Origin of the sequence: Microbacterium radiodurans (genome assembly GCF_008710705.1) — a bacterium.
In the GTDB taxonomy this organism is placed as follows: domain Bacteria; phylum Actinomycetota; class Actinomycetes; order Actinomycetales; family Microbacteriaceae; genus Microbacterium; species Microbacterium radiodurans.
The window spans coordinates 26,436-42,410 of sequence record NZ_VYRZ01000002.1; the positions used below are offsets into that span (position 1 = coordinate 26,436).

General features: G+C 72.2%; 8 protein-coding genes. 1 reads left to right on the forward strand and 7 read right to left on the reverse strand.

Going from position 1 to position 15,975, the window contains the following annotated elements:
- Positions 1–9: 9 nt before the first annotated feature.
- The 4 genes from F6B42_RS05955 to F6B42_RS05970 all read right to left on the reverse strand — a co-directional run bounded on the left by F6B42_RS05955 (position 10) and on the right by F6B42_RS05970 (position 9,895).
- On the reverse strand, positions 10–5,937 hold the full coding sequence (locus F6B42_RS05955) for an Ig-like domain-containing protein (protein ID WP_150418725.1): 5,928 nt from the start codon (positions 5,935–5,937) through the stop codon (positions 10–12).
- Positions 5,938–5,971: 34 nt separating this feature from the next.
- Complete coding sequence (locus F6B42_RS05960) at positions 5,972–7,117, reverse strand: serine/threonine-protein kinase (RefSeq protein ID WP_150418727.1); 1,146 nt, start codon at positions 7,115–7,117, stop codon at positions 5,972–5,974.
- A gap of 113 nt (positions 7,118–7,230) precedes the next feature.
- Positions 7,231–8,268, reverse strand: a complete 1,038-nt coding sequence (locus tag F6B42_RS05965; RefSeq protein WP_150418728.1) for an FHA domain-containing protein — start codon at positions 8,266–8,268, stop codon at positions 7,231–7,233.
- A 34-nt stretch (positions 8,269–8,302) separates the two neighbouring features.
- Positions 8,303–9,895, reverse strand: coding sequence for a dolichyl-phosphate-mannose--protein mannosyltransferase (locus tag F6B42_RS05970; RefSeq protein ID WP_150418729.1), 1,593 nt, complete (start codon positions 9,893–9,895; stop codon positions 8,303–8,305).
- 22 nt (positions 9,896–9,917) lie between these two features.
- Here F6B42_RS05970 and rsmI point away from each other — a divergent pair, with 22 nt between their 5' ends.
- Positions 9,918–10,739 (forward strand): 16S rRNA (cytidine(1402)-2'-O)-methyltransferase, encoded by an 822-nt coding sequence (gene rsmI / locus F6B42_RS05975; RefSeq protein ID WP_150418731.1) that lies wholly within the window; start codon positions 9,918–9,920, stop codon positions 10,737–10,739.
- Between the two features lie 99 nt (positions 10,740–10,838).
- On the opposite strand, the gene F6B42_RS05980 is transcribed toward rsmI, so the two are convergent.
- From F6B42_RS05980 to F6B42_RS05990, 3 genes are all read right to left on the reverse strand, one after another.
- A complete protein-coding gene (locus tag F6B42_RS05980) occupies positions 10,839–13,280 on the reverse strand; it encodes a glycosyl hydrolase 53 family protein (protein WP_150419528.1) in 2,442 nt (813 codons plus the stop codon).
- Positions 13,281–13,396: 116 nt separating this feature from the next.
- Positions 13,397–14,332: a sugar ABC transporter permease gene (locus F6B42_RS05985; RefSeq protein WP_150418732.1), complete on the reverse strand. Its 936-nt coding sequence runs from the start codon at positions 14,330–14,332 to the stop codon at positions 13,397–13,399.
- Positions 14,332–15,960, reverse strand: a complete 1,629-nt coding sequence (locus F6B42_RS05990) for an ABC transporter permease subunit (RefSeq protein ID WP_150418734.1) — start codon at positions 15,958–15,960, stop codon at positions 14,332–14,334. Before F6B42_RS05990 ends, F6B42_RS05985 begins: the two co-directional genes overlap by 1 nt.
- Positions 15,961–15,975 lie beyond the last annotated feature (15 nt).

The following is a 15,975-nucleotide window of genomic DNA, read 5'->3' on the forward strand; positions in this document are numbered from 1 at the left end:
GCGGCGGGGTCAGGGGGTGGCGGGTTCGGCGGGTGGCTGCGTCGTCGTCGGGTCGGGTGTCGGCTCGGGCTCCGGGGCGCGCTCGCACGTCACCGTCACCGAGAACGGCGCCAGCGGCGCGAGTCTGCCCGTCCACGACACCGTGTACTCGACCGCGCGGATCGCCCCGGCGGTTCCGGTGCCCCGGGAAGTGATCTCGTAGGTCAGCTGCCGGTCCCACCCCGGATTCCACTGCGGCGCGGACTGATCGGACTCGACACAGGACGGGAGCCGTTGCACTACGACGGAGACAGGGCTGGAGGCGCTGCCCGAGGCGGGGCTGATGTCGATCGGATCCGAGCATCGGACGTCCGCACCCAAGAAGCTGTCGCACCACCGGGCGGACCACTGCTGGTTCGGTTCGTTCAGGCGCGGCGAGAAGGCATCCTGCCGCCCGCCGTTGAGGAAGTAGACGAGGCGAGCATCCTCGAAAGGCGGCGCACCCGGATCGCTGTGGGTTCCCTCCACCGCGTAGGTGTAGCCGCTCTGCGCGTTTCCGGTCGGGTTCGGAGAGACTCGGAAGGTCATCCCCCGAGGCGCCTCGACGTCGCCGACCGGGCGCGCGGAGATGTCCGCTCGCGCCGTGCCGAAGCCGCCGGAGCCGTCGTAGGTGTGCTCGGCGCACGCCCAGACGGTCTTGCGGCGGAAGGCCTGCGCGTCGAACTGCTGGCTCGTGGCCGAGCTCGTCGGGCGGCAGGCCTCGGCCGACTGGTCGCTGAAGCCGATGAGGGTCTGCGTGCCCTCGCCGTTCGGCGTGATCGCCGCCGTCACCCGGATCGAATTCGAGGTGTTGGTCTCCGACAGGGTGAGCGTCGGAGTTCCGACGCCGTGCGCGCGCACGTCGAGGGAGCGGCCCTCGCTCGAGCCGGCCGCGATCGGGGGCAGATCGAAGGTCGTCAGCGGCGTCGCGACAAGTGTCGTGCTCTGATTCGCGCCGACGTTGTAGTTCGTGAAGGTCGCGGTGCCGCCGACGACCGGGCGGGTGTCGGAGCCCTGCGCGCCGCCCGAGAGGCGGACGCTCCCCGCGGTGCTGTCGAGGCCCGTGACGGTGACCGTCGCGACACCGCCGCGACCGTCGCGCGTCGGCAGCGGCTGGAACGACGACCCGGCGGGCTGCGCCGGCGGACGGTACGACCACGCCTCGGCGCGGACCGTCGAGCGCGAATCGCCGACCGAGCTGAACGCGCGCGCCTCGTAGGTGATCTTCTCGCCGACGGGCGCCGCGATCGGCGAGCACGCGCCGTTCGCCGGGCACGTCGCGACCTCGCGGCCGCCCGCCGTGATGCGGTAGCCCTGCACGGCCGGGTAGGAGCCGCCGTCGGAGGTGACGCGCAGGGTCACGGTGTCGGCCGCGTACGAGGTCCACTCCATGCGGGTGGGGTTGGCCGGGAGGCCCTGCAGGTCGAGGATCACCTGCCCGTTGCGCTCACCGCTGGACTGCCGGCCCTGCGCGTCCTCGACGGTGAACGTGCCCGTGCACTCGGCCGCACCCGGGGCGTCGCCGGCCCACGTGGCGCGCACGGCGGTGTCGCTCGCCCGCGAGAACGACACGCCCGCGCAGTTGCCCGGACCCGAGGCGCCGACGAGGCGGAGCGGCGTGCCCGGCAGCGGGTTCACCTCACCGCCGCCGCCGATGACCTCGATCGTGCAGGAGGTGCTGCCGCCCGTCTGCGAGCACGTCTGCACGGCCGATCCGCCCTTGGGAAGCGTGGAGGGAGCCGGTCCCACCGTCAGGAGGAGGTTCGCACCGGGCGCGTCGGGGTGGCTCGGCAGCGAGATCGCCACCGGCTCCTGGCGACCCGGGCGCGCGGCGTCCGCCGCCGTGATCGTGGCGGTGCCGCCCGAGACCTCGACGGCGAACTGGTCGCCGCCGTGGGCGCCGGCGTACTGCACGGCGTCCCAGTCGGTCGCACCCGCCCACTGCACCATCTGCGCGAGGTCGTAGGTCTGGCTCGCGCCGGGGCTCACGGTGAGCGAGGCGCTCCGGAGCGTCGGCTGCGGGATCTCGGCCTCGACGGCGACGCGAAGGGTCAGGTAGGTGACGTCCTCCTGCGTGCTCAGCCGCACCGAAACGACGCACGAGTCGGTGAACGGTGCGCCGGCGCCCGCGTCGTAGCGGATCGTCGTGCCCGATACCGCCGTGCACACCGCTTCGCCCCGGGCTCCGCCGGCGCGCACGCCCGCGGCATCCACGACGAGGGTCGTCCCGCTCGGCACGCGGACGGCGCCCGCCATGTCGAACTCGACGCTCTCGCCCTCGCGGACGGCGAGCGGGGGGAGGTTATCGCGCAGCGCGAGCCGGACGTCGGCGTCGCCGGGCACGCGGAGGAAGCCGTACGACGTCGCCTCGCTGCCGTCGAACGCGGTGCCGGTGACCTCGAAGGGGATGAGCCGCGAACGGGCGGGGAGCTCGCCGGAGATCTCCCAGCCGTCGGTCTCGAGGTCGGTCGGATCGCCCCACAGGCTCATCGACAGGCCCGAGACGTCGCCGGTGTTCCACGACACCTGGCCGTCGATGACGTCGACGCCGCGGGGGAAGTCCTCGCGCGTCTCGACGGTGAGCACGGTGTCGCGGACGACGGGATAGTCGGGCACGGGTTCGCGGACGGTCTTGACCACCACGAGTCCCGTCGCCGTGTCGCCCTGCTGATTGCGGACCGTGTAGGCGTACGAGAAGGTGCCGAGGACATCGCCCGCTCGGAGGGTGACCGTACCGTCGTCGACCGAGGCGATGAGCGCCTGCAGGCCGTCGAACTCCGGGGAGCCCTCCGGGGCGTTGGGGCGGACGCCGACGAGCTCGAGCTCGCTGCCCGCGGGGTCGATGTCGTTGTCGGCGGGGCGCACGACCGCGGTGCTCTCGGCGCCGACCTGCACCTGCAGATAGTCGCTGTAGGTCACCGGGCGCGGGTCGGTCTGGGTGTCGATGACGCCGACCCGGACGTCGGCGACGCCGGTCGCACCCGCGGGATCGCGAACCTGGTAGCGGAAGCGGACCTGACCGCTGAAGCCGTCGGGGCTCGTGTAGACGATGGCCGATCCGTCCGCCGAGATGGTGGCCGACCCCTGAGGGGGCTGCTCGGTGATGCGATCGAGGACGACCGGGTCGCCGTCGGGATCGACGGCGTAGGCGTCGAGCGGGATGCTGACCGACTGACCGCTCAGCACGCGTCCGACGAGCGTGCGGGGCAGAGGGGCCTGATTGCTCTCGTTGCCGACCACGGTCACGGTCACGCGCGCCGTGTCGGTGACCTCGGGGAAGCCGAGCCGGAAGATCGTGTAGCTCAGGGCGTAGGTCCCCGCCTCCTCGGGGGCGAGGTAGCGCACGAGACGGTTGGTGGCGAAGGCGAGGCCGCCGCCGGTCTCGTTCACGATCGACGAGGGGTCGATCGCGATGAGCGCGCCCGACGGGGCGCTGTCGTTCTCGAGCACCGGGATGTCGATCTGCGTGCCCGCCCGCACCGTGACGGCGTCGTCGACCGCGATGGGCGGCTCTGCTGTCGCGGCGGGGAGGAGGATGACCGTCAGCTCGCCCTGAGCGGTCGCCGCCGCCGTTCCCGATCCGTCCGAGACCGTATAGCGCACGACGCCGAGGCGCCCGGGCTCGCCGGAGTCGGTCGTGCCGCTCACGCGCAGGAGGCTCTGCCCGACGAGGTCGACGCCGAGCGACGCGAGCGGGTCGCTCTCGGGCCGCATGTCGCTGAGGAGCAGGACGAGCCCGGCGGGGTTCGAGACCGCGGAGAAGACGTCGATCGTCGCGTCCTCGTTCGGGCGCACGAACGCGGTCAGCGGCGGCGTGGCGATCGTCGCCGCGTCGGGGGACTGCATCGTGACGCGGACGATCGCGCTGGCCTCGGACAGGGTGTCGCGCACGGTGTACTGCACGATGTACGAACCCGGCTCGGTCGCCGTGAAGACCATGCTGAGCGCCGCGGGATTCGCCGTCGCGGTCGACTGCGCGTCGTCGAGGGCGACGACGCTCGTCAGCGAGACCGCGCCGGCGGCCCCCGTGACCGACGAGGCCACCGAGATGTCGAGCGGCTCGCCGACGACACCGGTGACGGCGAACGAGTCGGCGGTCAGCTCCGGAGCCGGGGTCACCGCGACGGTGAGCGGCTGCATGGTGGTGGCGCCGCGGGCATCCGACACCGTCACGCCGATCGAGACCGTGACGGCCTCGGTCGCGTTCGGATCGGGATGCTGGTAGGTCAGCGTCCCCTCGGGAGAGGTCGTGACCGTTCCGATGCCGCCGTCGAGCGTGGCGCCGGCGAGGAAGATCGGATCGCCCTCGGGGTCGACCCAGCCGTCGAGGACCTCGGCCGACACGGTGCCGCCGGGAGTGACCGACAGCGAGGGCCACGTGGCGAGACACCCCTCGACGCCGCACCAGACCGGTGCGGTGTTCTGCTCGTCGGGGACGACCGTGACGGTGACGGTCGCGAGTTCCGAGTACAGGCCGTCGGCGCTCGTGCCGTCGGTGACGCGGTAGCGGAGGGTCGCCGTCCCGGTCGCTTCGGGGGAGACCGACAGGGCGATCTGCTGCTGAGCGCCGGTGACCGTCGCGCTGCCGAACGCCGGATCCACGTTCTCGAGCGAAGCGACGTCGATGCTCAGGACGTCCTCGTTGGGATCGTGATCGTTGAGCAGCACGGGCAGGAGCGCGACGGAGCCCGCGCGCACGCCGAACGCGTCGTCGACGGCGACGGGGGGCTTCGGGTCGAGCACCCGCTCGGAGGTGGCGTCGTTCTGCTGCTCGATCTCGGTCTGCGGCTCGAGGTTCCACTGCTGAGACGAGGGGATGAGCTCGCCGCCGGGCGCCTTCCAGACCCAGCCCGATCGACGATCGTTGAGGGCCAGGCGGGTGCCGTTGCCGATGAACGAGGGGTCGACACCGTCTCCGATGTCGGCGCCGGCGTAGTCGAGGGACACGAGGTCGTCCGGTGCTGCGGTCGACCACAGCGAGCCCGAGCTCTCACCCTCGCGCAGCCACCCGGCGTGCACCGAGCCGCCCTGCGCGACCGGTGTCGCGGGAGTGCCGAGTCCCGGTTCGTCGACGACGCGTTCGGCCGTTCCGGCATCGGGGGAGACCTCGACGACGCCGTCGACGTCCGCGATCACGACGGGACCTGCCGCGCGCGTCGCCTGCTGCACGAGAGCGCCCGGGCTCGTGCCGGTGGGCACGGCCTCGTCCCGTCCCGCCGTCCAGGCGTCGCCGGTCGCGCTGTCGAGCAGCAGCCAGCGTCCGTCGACGGCGGTCAGCTGGGCGTCGGCCGGAGCGGCCGGCGTCGCGTCGTCGCCGAGGATGCGGCCGGTGCCGGCCTCGGCGCGGACGACACGGCTCTCGGCCGCGGAGTAGGCGTAGATCGTTCCGCCCTCGTCGACGGCGACGGCGGTCGCGACGAATCGGGGACGGTCCTGCCCTTCCGGGGTCTCGACGTCGGCGTACGGGTCGACCGGGACGGCCTCGCCCCCGCCCGAGAGCGTGCTTCCGAAGACGCCGCCGGCATCCGTCCGGTACGCCAGCCAGTCGCCGGAGGCGGCGATCTGGGCGGTTCCCGGCGGGGTCGGTGCGAACGCGTCCTCGGCCTCGTCGGTGAGGTCCGCCGGCCGTGCCAGGTCGACGTCGGAGTACTGCGCGCCGCCGTCGCTGAAGACGAAGAGGCGGTCGGCCGTCTGCGCGAGCGAGGTGCCGTTCTCGACCTGCTTGACCGTGTCGACTTCGCCGAGGTCGAGGTTCACGCGGGCGTAGCCGCTGCCGGTGCCGTTCTGCAGAGCCCAGACCGTCGGGTCTTCGGGCGGGGTCTGCTGGGCGTCGTACCCGGGCCAGACGACGGCGAGGGTGCTCACGACGCCGACGACGGCGGTCACGGCGGCGATGCCGATCGCGGTGCTGCGTCGCATCCGGGGACGCGGGGATTCGGGACGGGCCATCGGTTCAGCCGATCCCGCCGACGAGCAGGAGGGTCGTGAGCGCGCCGCCGGCGGCGAGCAGGACGCCGCCGCCCGCCAGCAGGGCGATCTTGACCCCGGTGCTCAGGCCGCGCGCGGGTTCGGCGCCCGCGAGGATCGTGCCCTCGTCGGGGCGACGCTCGGGCGCGCGCGTCGCGCGGGCGGGGCGACGGGACTCGTAGGCGACCGAGGGGCGGACGGGGCCGCGGGAGCGGTCGTCCGCGAAGTCGACGGCGGCGCCCGCCGTGGCCCAGGCGTCGCCGGCGACCTCCATCGGGGTGTGCGGCATGCCGAGCTCGTGCTGCACGAGCTGGAGCTCGTGGGCGAGCTCCGCCGCCGACGCGTGACGCTGCGCGGGGTCGCGGCTCATCGAGCGGGCGAGCACCTGCTCGAGGCGGGCGGGGACGTCGGCGCGCTCGATCGGGGTGTATGCGGCCTTGCGGATGCGCGACTTGAGCTGGTCGCGGGTGTTCTGGCCGCTTCCGGCGCGCTCGAAGGGGCTCCGCCCGGCCAGCAGCGAATACAGCGTCGCGCCGAGACCCCACACCTCGGCCGCGACGGACCCGGCGACACGCTCGTCGACGATCTCCGGCGCGCTCCACGGCACCGACATCGCGAATACCTCGTCCGCGCTCGGACGCTCGCTGATCGCCGCGGCGATGCCGAAGTCCGAGAGGACGGGCGAGCCGAAGGTGGTCACGAGGATGTTGGAGGGCTTGATGTCGCGGTGGAGGAGTCCGGCGCGGTGGGCGGTCTCGAGCGCCGACCCGATCTTCACGCCGAGCTGGAGCACCTCGGCGACGGGGATCACCTCGCGCCGGTAGCGGTTCGTCAGCGACGTCGGGCAGTACTCCATCACGATGTAGGGCCGACCGTCCGCCGAGATCGAGGCCTCGTAGATCGTGAGGATCGACGGGTGGGCGCTCAGCCGCGCCATCACGTCGGCCTCGGCATTGAACATCCGGAGCAGACTCTCGTCGACGACGTCCTCGAGCATGACCTTCACGGCCACGGGGCGACGGGGCAGGTTCTGCTCGAAGAGGAACACGTCGGCGAATCCGCCGGTTCCGAGGGGACGGACGTAGGTGAAGCCGGAGATCCCGGGAGGTGCGGACGGCAGTCGCGACGCCACGGCTCAGCTCCCCCCTGTGCGCGGGGCGGCTCGGTCGTGGCCCCCCGGAATCATTGCTCCGTGAATTTTTTCTAACATACGGAGCGAACTGCCGGAAATCGCTTGACCGGCGATCACGGCGTGGTGTCGAACACGACGATCACGCCGTCACCCAGGTCGAGGACGGTGCCGACCTCGACGCGCAGGGTCGCACCGCCCCGCAGAAGCGTCACATCGCCGTCCGGACGGCGGACGACCGTCCCGTTCGTGGAATCGAGATCGCGCAGGACGAGCTCGTCGCCGTCGAGGCGGACCTCGAGGTGCGTGCTCGAGACCTCTTTGCGCGGAGAGGGGACGGCGGCGATGCGCGCGCCCGGGTGATCGGCGGCGCGCGGACCCCGGCCGAGGACCACGGGGTGGTCGAGCGGCACCTCGCCGCCGGGGTCGACCCGCAGGCGAGCGGTGCGGCCCGGCGGGGGAGCGTCGGCGACGCGCGGACGGCGCGAGCCGAGGATCGTCTCGTCCTCGACGGCGTCGCCGTGTCCGTCGGCCTCGCTCGGCTCCGCCGGCGGCGGAGTGCGCCGCGGTCCGACGGCGGCGGCGAGGTCGCCGCGATCGATCGCGACGGTTTCGAGCGGGTCGAGGTCGCCGAGGAACGCGGTCGGTTCCACGATGTGCTCACGGGATGCCGCGACCGCCTCGATCGGCGCGGGTGAGGGTGCCGTCTCGGCGCCCCAGCGGAGGCCGTTGGAGCGGGCAACCCCCCGGCCGAGCGGCAGCGGACCGCCGTCGTCGTCTCCGGCGAGCGAGAGCGAGATGCCGGCCACCTCTCGCGCCGATCCCTCGACCCACGTTCCCACGCCGCCCCCGGCGTAGCTGCTGCGCTGCGGACCGTGCAGGTCGATCGTCGCGGTGCCGCGGACGGCGACCGAGACCGAGCTGGTCGCCACGTCGACGAGCTCGACCAGCGCGAAGTCGGGCAGCGCGCCGATGCCGATCGCTGCGATGACCGAGAGGACGTCCTCGAACGCGGCATCGGCGGCGGTCATCGTCGACCACAGATCCGCAGCGATCCCCGCACCCGCCTCCGCCCCCAGCAGGAGCGCGAACCGGTCGGCGACCATCGCGTATCCGGCGGTTCCGGCATCCGCGGGAGTGGGGTAGGTGAACACCTGCCCAGCCTAGGCCCGACCCGCGTCGCGCCCGTCAGACCCAGCCCGGGAGCCAGTTGTGGAGGCGGTAGAAGTCGTACGGCACCTCGATCGCCGACCACAGCGGGTACCAGAAGACGGCGAGTGCGACGACGACGCCGAGGAACACGACGACGATGCGCTCCCGCCTGATGCGCCGGGCGGGGTCGGCCTCCGGACGGCCGACGAAGGCCGCGATCGCGAAGACGAGCGCGAGCAGCAGGAAGGGCTGGATGAGTACCGTGTAGAACTGGAAGATCGTCCGCGCCGGGAAGAGGAGCCACGGCAGGTAGGTGGCGGCGACGGCGGTGAGGACGACGGCGGCGCGGCCGTCGCGGAACCGGACGAACCGGTAGCCCACGTAGCCGACGGCCAGGACGCTCGCCCACCACACGAGCGGGTTCGGCATGCTGTAGAGGATCTGCCAGCATCCGTTGGCGGCGGCGCAGCCATCGGTGCCGTCGGCGGTGCTCCCGGCGTACATCGAGGTCGGCCGCAGCAGCAGCGGCCACTGCACGGCGGGGCTGCCGTAGGCGTGCGGCGTCGCCATCGCCGAGGTGGAGGCGTAGATGCGCTCGTGGTACTGCCAGAGGCTCTGCAGCGACAGCGGCACCCACGACCAGATGCCCGCGGCCGGCGAGGCGTCCGCGACGTGGCGGTCGTAACCGCCGTCGGTCACGAGCCATCCGGTCCACGACGCGAGGTAGACGACGAAGCCCGCGGGGACGAGGAGCAGGAAGGAGGCGATGCCCTGCCGGAACGCCGCGTCGGCGGGCCAGAAGACGACGCCGTGACGGCGGCGGGCGAGCGCGTCGCTGACGACGAGGTAGAGCCCGATCGCCGCGAGCACCCAGACGCCCGACCACTTGACGGCGGTGGCGGCGCCCGCCGCGGCACCGGCCGCGATGACCCAGGGGCGGTTCCACAGGACGGGGCCCCATGCCGGCGGGCCGTCGTCCGTCCATCGGGAGAACGTGCGCTCGGCGAGCTTCGTCCGATGGTCTCGGCGATCGAGGACGACGAACCAGAACGCCACGAGGGCGAACAGCGTCAGGAAGATGTCGAGGAGGGCCACGCGGCTCATGACGATGCCAAGGCCGTCGATCGCGAGGAGGCCCGAGGCGAGCGAGGCCGTGATGATCGAGCCCGACAGGGCGCGGGCGAGGAAGTACAGCACGAGCACGCACGCCGTGCCGGCGAGAGCCGTGCCGAGACGCCATGCGAACGTCGAATCGGCGCCGAGGATCGCCATCGGCAGCCCGATGAGATATTTGCCGAGCGGGGGGTGGACGACGAAGCTGCCGTCGTCCGTGAAGATGTCGGTCTCGCCGGCGAGGAAGCGTTCGTCGGCGCCCTCGGGCCATGTCGCGGCGTAGCCCAGGATCCACTGACTCCAGGCGTCCTTCACGTAGTAGGTCTCGTCGAAGACGATCGCGTGAGGGTGGCCGACGTTCGACAGGCGCAGGAGCGCCGCGAGGAGGGTGACGGTCAGCGGCGCGATCCACGCCGCGCGGCGCGCGAACACGGGGTCGGACGCGAGTCGGATGCGCCAGCGATCGAGCCGGGTCGGCCGCGCCTCGGGGAGCAGCGGTTCGGCGGTCGACGTCACGGCTCCAGCCTAAGCTGGGGCGGTGATCATCCTCGCCGCGACCCCGATCGGCAACCTGGGGGACGCGTCCGTCCGGCTGGTCCGCGCCCTCGAGGCGGCCACCGTGATCGCCGCGGAGGACACCCGCACGACGCAGCGCCTGCTGCAGGCGCTCGGCGTCGCGAACCGGCCGCGCCTTCTCGCGCTCCACGACCACAACGAGAAGCAGCGGGCCGACGAACTCGTCGAGCTCGCGCGCGAATCCGACCTGCTCGTGCTGAGCGATGCCGGGATGCCGACGGTCAGCGACCCCGGCTACGGTCTCGTCGCCGCGGCGGCGGCCGCGGGGGTGGCCGTGACGGTGCTGCCGGGTCCGAGCGCCGTGCTCACGGCGCTCGCAGTGTCGGGCCTGCCGACAGACCGGTTCGCGTTCGAGGGCTTCCCACCCCGCAAGGCGGGAGAACGCCGGCGCCTGTTCGCCCAGCTGGCGACCGAGCAGCGCACGCTCGTCTTCTTCGAGGCGCCCTCGCGAATCGCGGAGACGCTCGCGGCGCTCGCCGAGGGCTTCGGCGGCGACCGGCGGGGCGCGGTCTGCCGCGAGCTGACGAAGCTGCACGAGGAGGTCGCCCGCGGAACGCTCGCCGAGCTGACGGCCTGGGCCGCCGAGGGCGTCCGCGGCGAGATCGTCGTCGTCGTCGAGGGTGCCGGTGCGCGCGAGGTCGATCCGGAGGACGCGCTCGCGCAGGTCCAGCGACTGGTCGGTGACGGCATCCGCTTGAAGGACGCCGCCGCCGAGGTCGCCGCCGCGACCGGGCTGTCGTCGCGCGACCTGTATCAGGCCGCGCTCGCCGCTCGCCGCGCCTGATCCCCCCGCCCCCGACGTCCGCGAGACAGCAAGCGAGCACCGAGACGGCAGCTGGCAGCTGCTGTCTCGGTGCTCCGGTGCTGTCTCGGCGATCCGGGGTCAGCCCCGGACGGCGCGGCGACGGACGGCGAGCACGAGCCCGCCCGCCGCGAGCAGCAGAGCGCCGAGCCCCAGCGGAGCCCACGGTGCGGTGCCGCCGGTCGCCGGGAGCGACCCTGCCGCGGCGGACGAGCCACCGGTTCCGGCGGGGGTGCCGGCGGGGGCGCCGGTCGTCCCCGTACCCGTGCCCGAGCCCGTTCCGGGGGTGCCGGTGCCCGGATCGGGGGTCACCGCGACGAGTGCGTCGAGGGCCGCCGTGAGCGCCGAGAGGGCGCCGTCGGTCGCCGACTGGGTGGGCACGAGCGCGGCGAGCACCGAGCGCGCCTGGACCACTGCGGTGTCGACGTCCCTGAGGGATGCCGACGAGAACGCGTCGCGATCGAGACCGTCCGCCCGAGCGACCGCTGCGGCCAACTCGGCGGTGTCCGCGGCCGCGGTGACGCGGACCAGCGTGACGTCGTCGATGCTTCCCCACGCGAGGGCCGACAGGCTCGCGTCGATCCGCACGGTGGCCGTGCCGTTCGCGCCGACCTCGATGGCGTCGGTGCTCGGGCTCGACCACGCGCGGTAGCCGTTCAGCTCGAATGCCGCGGATGCCTCGGCGGGCGAGGTCGCGACCGCGCGCGGCGCGGGCCGGTCGTCGGATGCGGCGCCGCCGCCACGCGAGACCGTGATCCGGATGCTGTCGCCCGCCTGCTCGTTGTCGCCCTGCACCGAGGCGCTCGCCCGATAGGTGCCCGCCGGCAGGCCCGTGACGGTCTGCTCGAGCGAGAAGGCGTAGTCCGTCGCGAGCCAGAAGTTCGTCGACCGCGTGCCGGTGCGCGGGTTCTCGGCGCCGCCCAGGGTCGCCCCGGTGCCGGTGAGTCGCCACATCGAACGGTCGGCGTCCTCGAATCCGCCGTTGACGAGGTAGTTGCGCTCGCGCACCGTCACCGTCGCGGCGGTCTCGAATCCGCCGGCGACGGCTCCGGTGAAGGTGTACGTGCCCGGACCGGCGATGGGACCGGCATCCGGGGTCCACACGACCGCCTCGTCGCGCGTCGAGCGGTCGTTGTACGACACCGCGACGGTCTCGGGCAGCGTCAGCGCCTCGCCGTCCTCGATCGAGACCGACACCTGCTCGACGCCGATCATCTGCAGCGGCGCGACGGCTCCCGTGCGGACGTACGAGAACGTCCGCAGCGATTCGAGGGGCGTGCCGTCGAAGCCGAAGAGCGCCTGGTTGTCCCACGCCGAACCGCCGAAGTACTCACCGGCGTCCTCGGGGTCGTACTCGCCGGCGAAGCTCGACGCCCAGCCGGAGCCGTGCGCCTCCCACAGCAGCTTGTTCTGGTCGAGACGGTCGGGCGGACCGACGGGGAGCCACGCGGGCTCCCAGTAGTAGACGCCCAATCCGGCGTCGCCGACGGCCGCCACGGCCGCCATGACGTCGCGGAGCGCCCACGCCTGACCCTGCACGCTCACGGGGTACTGCGTCGCCTCGGCGGGCAGGTCGATCACGTTGCCGTGCCCGTCGCCGTCGTCGAGCGTGTACGCCCACGAGGTCTCGGCCACGATGACCTTCTTGTCGTAGTCGTCGGCGATCTGCGACAGCACGGCCGTGAGGTTCGCCGTCGACCCGTGCCAGAAGGGGTAGTACGACGAGGCGAAGACGTCGTAGTCGACGTCGCGGGCCTCCAGCTCCTGTGCGATCGAGGCGTAGCGCCCGACCGTCTCGGGATTGGTGAAGTGGAGGGCGACGAGCGCCTCGGGTGCGCTGGCCCGCACGGCGGCCGAGCCGGCCGAGAAGAGCTTCGCGCGGTCGTCCCAGCTGGTGACGCCGGCGACGCCGTTGTTCGTCTCGTTGCCGACCTGCACCATCTCGACGTCGACCGACGCGGCCGCGAAGTCGGCCAGTGCGTCGGCGGTGAAGTCGTAGAGCGCCGCGGCGCGCTGGTCGATGTCGAGACCCGCCCACGCCTTCGGCTCGTGCTGCTTGGCGGGATCGGCCCAGAAGTCCGAGTAGTGGAAGTCGACGAGAACGCCGAGGCCCGCAGCGGTCGCGCGCGACCCGATCTCGACCGCGCGGTCGACGTCGACGTCGCCGCCGCCGTAGCCGTTGCCCGCGGCGTCGAAGGGGTCGTTCCAGACGCGGATGCGGACGTCGGTGACGCCGGCGTCGGCGAGGATCTCGAAGAGGTCGCCCGGCTGTCCGGTCTCATCTCGGAAGACGACGCCGGACTCCTCCAGCGACAGCACGGACGAGACGTCGACGCCGCCGATGAAGTCGGCGCCGAGACCATCGACCTTCGGGACGGTGATGCCGGCCGCGACGGGGTCGGCGCCGGGTTCGGTGGGTGCGGCGTTCGCGGCGGAAGCGCCGAGAGCGAGGGTGGAGACGGCGAGGGATGCCGCGGCGAGAGTCGCGAGCGTCCCTCTGGCGGTGCGTGATGTGCGGTGCATGCTGACCTTCCCCCGGGCTCGACGACGAGACCGGGATCGTACCGATGGTGTTTTCGAGCGCCGCCCGTGTCCGACGCGGTGGCGTCGGACACGGGCGGGGGAGGGCGCGGGCGGGATCAGCCCTTGACCGAGCCGGCGGTGAGACCGCCGATGATGTAGCGCTGGAGCGCGAGGAACAGCGCGAGAACGGGGATCGATGCGAGCACGGCGCCGGCGGCGAACAGACCCCAGTTGCTGGAGAGCTGGTTCGAGACCCACTGGTACATCCCGACGGCGAGCGTCCAGTTCTCCTGGGAGACCAGCACGATCTTGGAGATGATGTAGTCGCCGAAGGAGGCGATGAACGCCAGGAGCGCCACGACCGCGAGGATCGGCGTCACGAGGGGCATGATGATCCGCCAGAAGATCTGGGCGTGGGTCGCGCCGTCGATCTTGGCCGATTCGTCGAGCTCCATGGGGATGGTGTTGAAGAAGCCGTACATCAGGAAGGTGTTCACGCCCAGCGCGCCGCCGAGGTAGACGCAGATGAGCGCGATCTTCGAGTTCAGGCCGAGCACCGGGAACACTTCGCCGAGGGCCAGCAGCATGAGGAAGATGGCGACGAACGCGAGCGCCTGCGGGAACATCTGGATGATGAGCAGGGCGGTCAGGCCCGGCCGTCGACCGCGGAAGCGGAACCGCGAGAAGGCGTACGCGGCCGCGGCGCCCATGAACACGGCGCCGATGGCCGAGGCGCCGCTGACGAGCAGCGTGTTGCCGTACCAGGTCCAGTACGCCGTGCCGCCGAGTGCGACGAAGTTCCCGGCGTCGAACACCCCGAAGAGCTGATTGCTCGCCGCGAGGTTGCCGCGGGGGTTGAGCGACGCTGACACGACGTAGAGGAGCGGGAAGATCGCGTAGAAGAGGATGACCAGCGCGACGAGGTACTTCCACCCCACGTCGAGCAGCCAGCGACGGCGGCGCGCGCCGACGGGGCGTCCGGGGCCGGCGGCGCGTCCGGCCGCGCGGCCGGTGACGCCCGCGGTCGCGGCGGGAACGGTGGTGGTCGACATCACTGGTACTCCTCCAGCTTGCGGGTCTGGCGGAACGCCAGGGCGGAGATCACGCCGACCACGATGAACACGATGATCGACAGGGCGCTGGCCAGACCGTAGTCGGCGGCGCCGCCCGAGACGCCCGAGATGTCCCAGATCGCGGAGATCAGGATGTCGGTCGCGCCGAGCGCGTACGGGGCGCCGGGGATCGCCGGCCCACCGCTGTTGAACATGTAGATGACGGTGAAGTTGTTGAAGCTGAACGCGAACGACGAGATCAGCAGCGGGGCGGTCGCGACGAGCACGAGCGGCAGGATGATCGACCGCATCTGACGGATGCGGCCGGCGCCGTCGATCGAGGCGGCCTCGAGCGTGTCGGACGGGAGCGCCTGGAGCGCTCCGGTGCACACGAGGAAGTAGTACGGATAGGTGAGCCAGACGTTCACGAACAGGACCGCCAGCCTCGCGAGCCAGGGGTCGCCGAGCCAGTCGATGTTCGCGCCGCCGAAGAAGAACTCGTTGATGACGCCGAATTCCGCGTTGAACATGCCGCGGAACAGCAGCGCCGACATGAACGCCGGGAAGGCGTACGGCAGGATGAACAGCGTCCGCAGGATCTTCCGACCGCGCACGCGCGGATCGTTGAAGATGATCGCCACGATGAGGCCCAGAGCGAACGGCACGATCACCGAGAGCGTCGCCCAGACGAAGGTCCACAGCGTCACGAGCGCGAGCGGTTCGAGGAGAGCGGGATCGGTGAACAGCCGCAGGAAGTTGTCGGCGCCTACCTGCACGACCCATCCGGTGGGAAGCGTCGTGCCGTCGTCCGCGGCGAAGGTGCCCGACTCGGTGGCGGTGTAGACGACTCCGGTGGCGGAGTCGGTGATCGTCTGGGCGTCGGCGTCCCACGACAGCGTGGAGAGGTAGACGGCGCCGGTCGAGCCGTCACGGGTGCGGATCGACCCGTCGTTCGGGTCGTCCGAGACGGGGACGCGGAGCTCGACGACCTGCTGCTGCAGGGTCGGATCGCCGAGGAACGTGCCGCGCGGGACGATGTTCCATCCCGGGACGTCCGTGGGCGCGCCGGTCGCGGAGGTCTCGCCGACGGACTCGAGGGGGCTCTCGGGGCCGCCCGCGCGGACGTCGCCGTCGTCGTTGATGGCGAAGCCGTACTCGCCGCCGCGCTCGACGACGGCGAGGGGGTAGCTGGGGGAGGTGTCGATGCGGCGCTCGCCCTGAGCGAGGGCGGCGGCGACCGCCTGCTCCTGCGACCCGACGTGGCCGGCGCCGTAGTTCGTGAAGGCGATGTAGGCGGTGTAGCCGAAGATGAAGACCTGGAACACCAGCAGGAAGCCGAGGCCCGGCAGCAGGTACTTCAGCGGCAGCGCGCGCTTGGTGAAGTAGACGATGTCGGCGGCGATGAGCAGGACGGCCGCGGCGGTCGCGATGATCCACGACTCCGCCTGGACCGCCGCGACGATGCCCATGAGGCCGAACGCGTTGACGATCGCCATGAGCAGGAGCTTCACGAGGAAGCCCCATCCGAGACCGTTCCACCGCCGGCCGTGCGGCTCGGTCGCTGACGACCGGAGGGGCGAGTCCGCCGGCGGCGCGCTCTCGCTCACGGTTCCCTGGGGCACCGACATTGCTTCTCCTTCGAA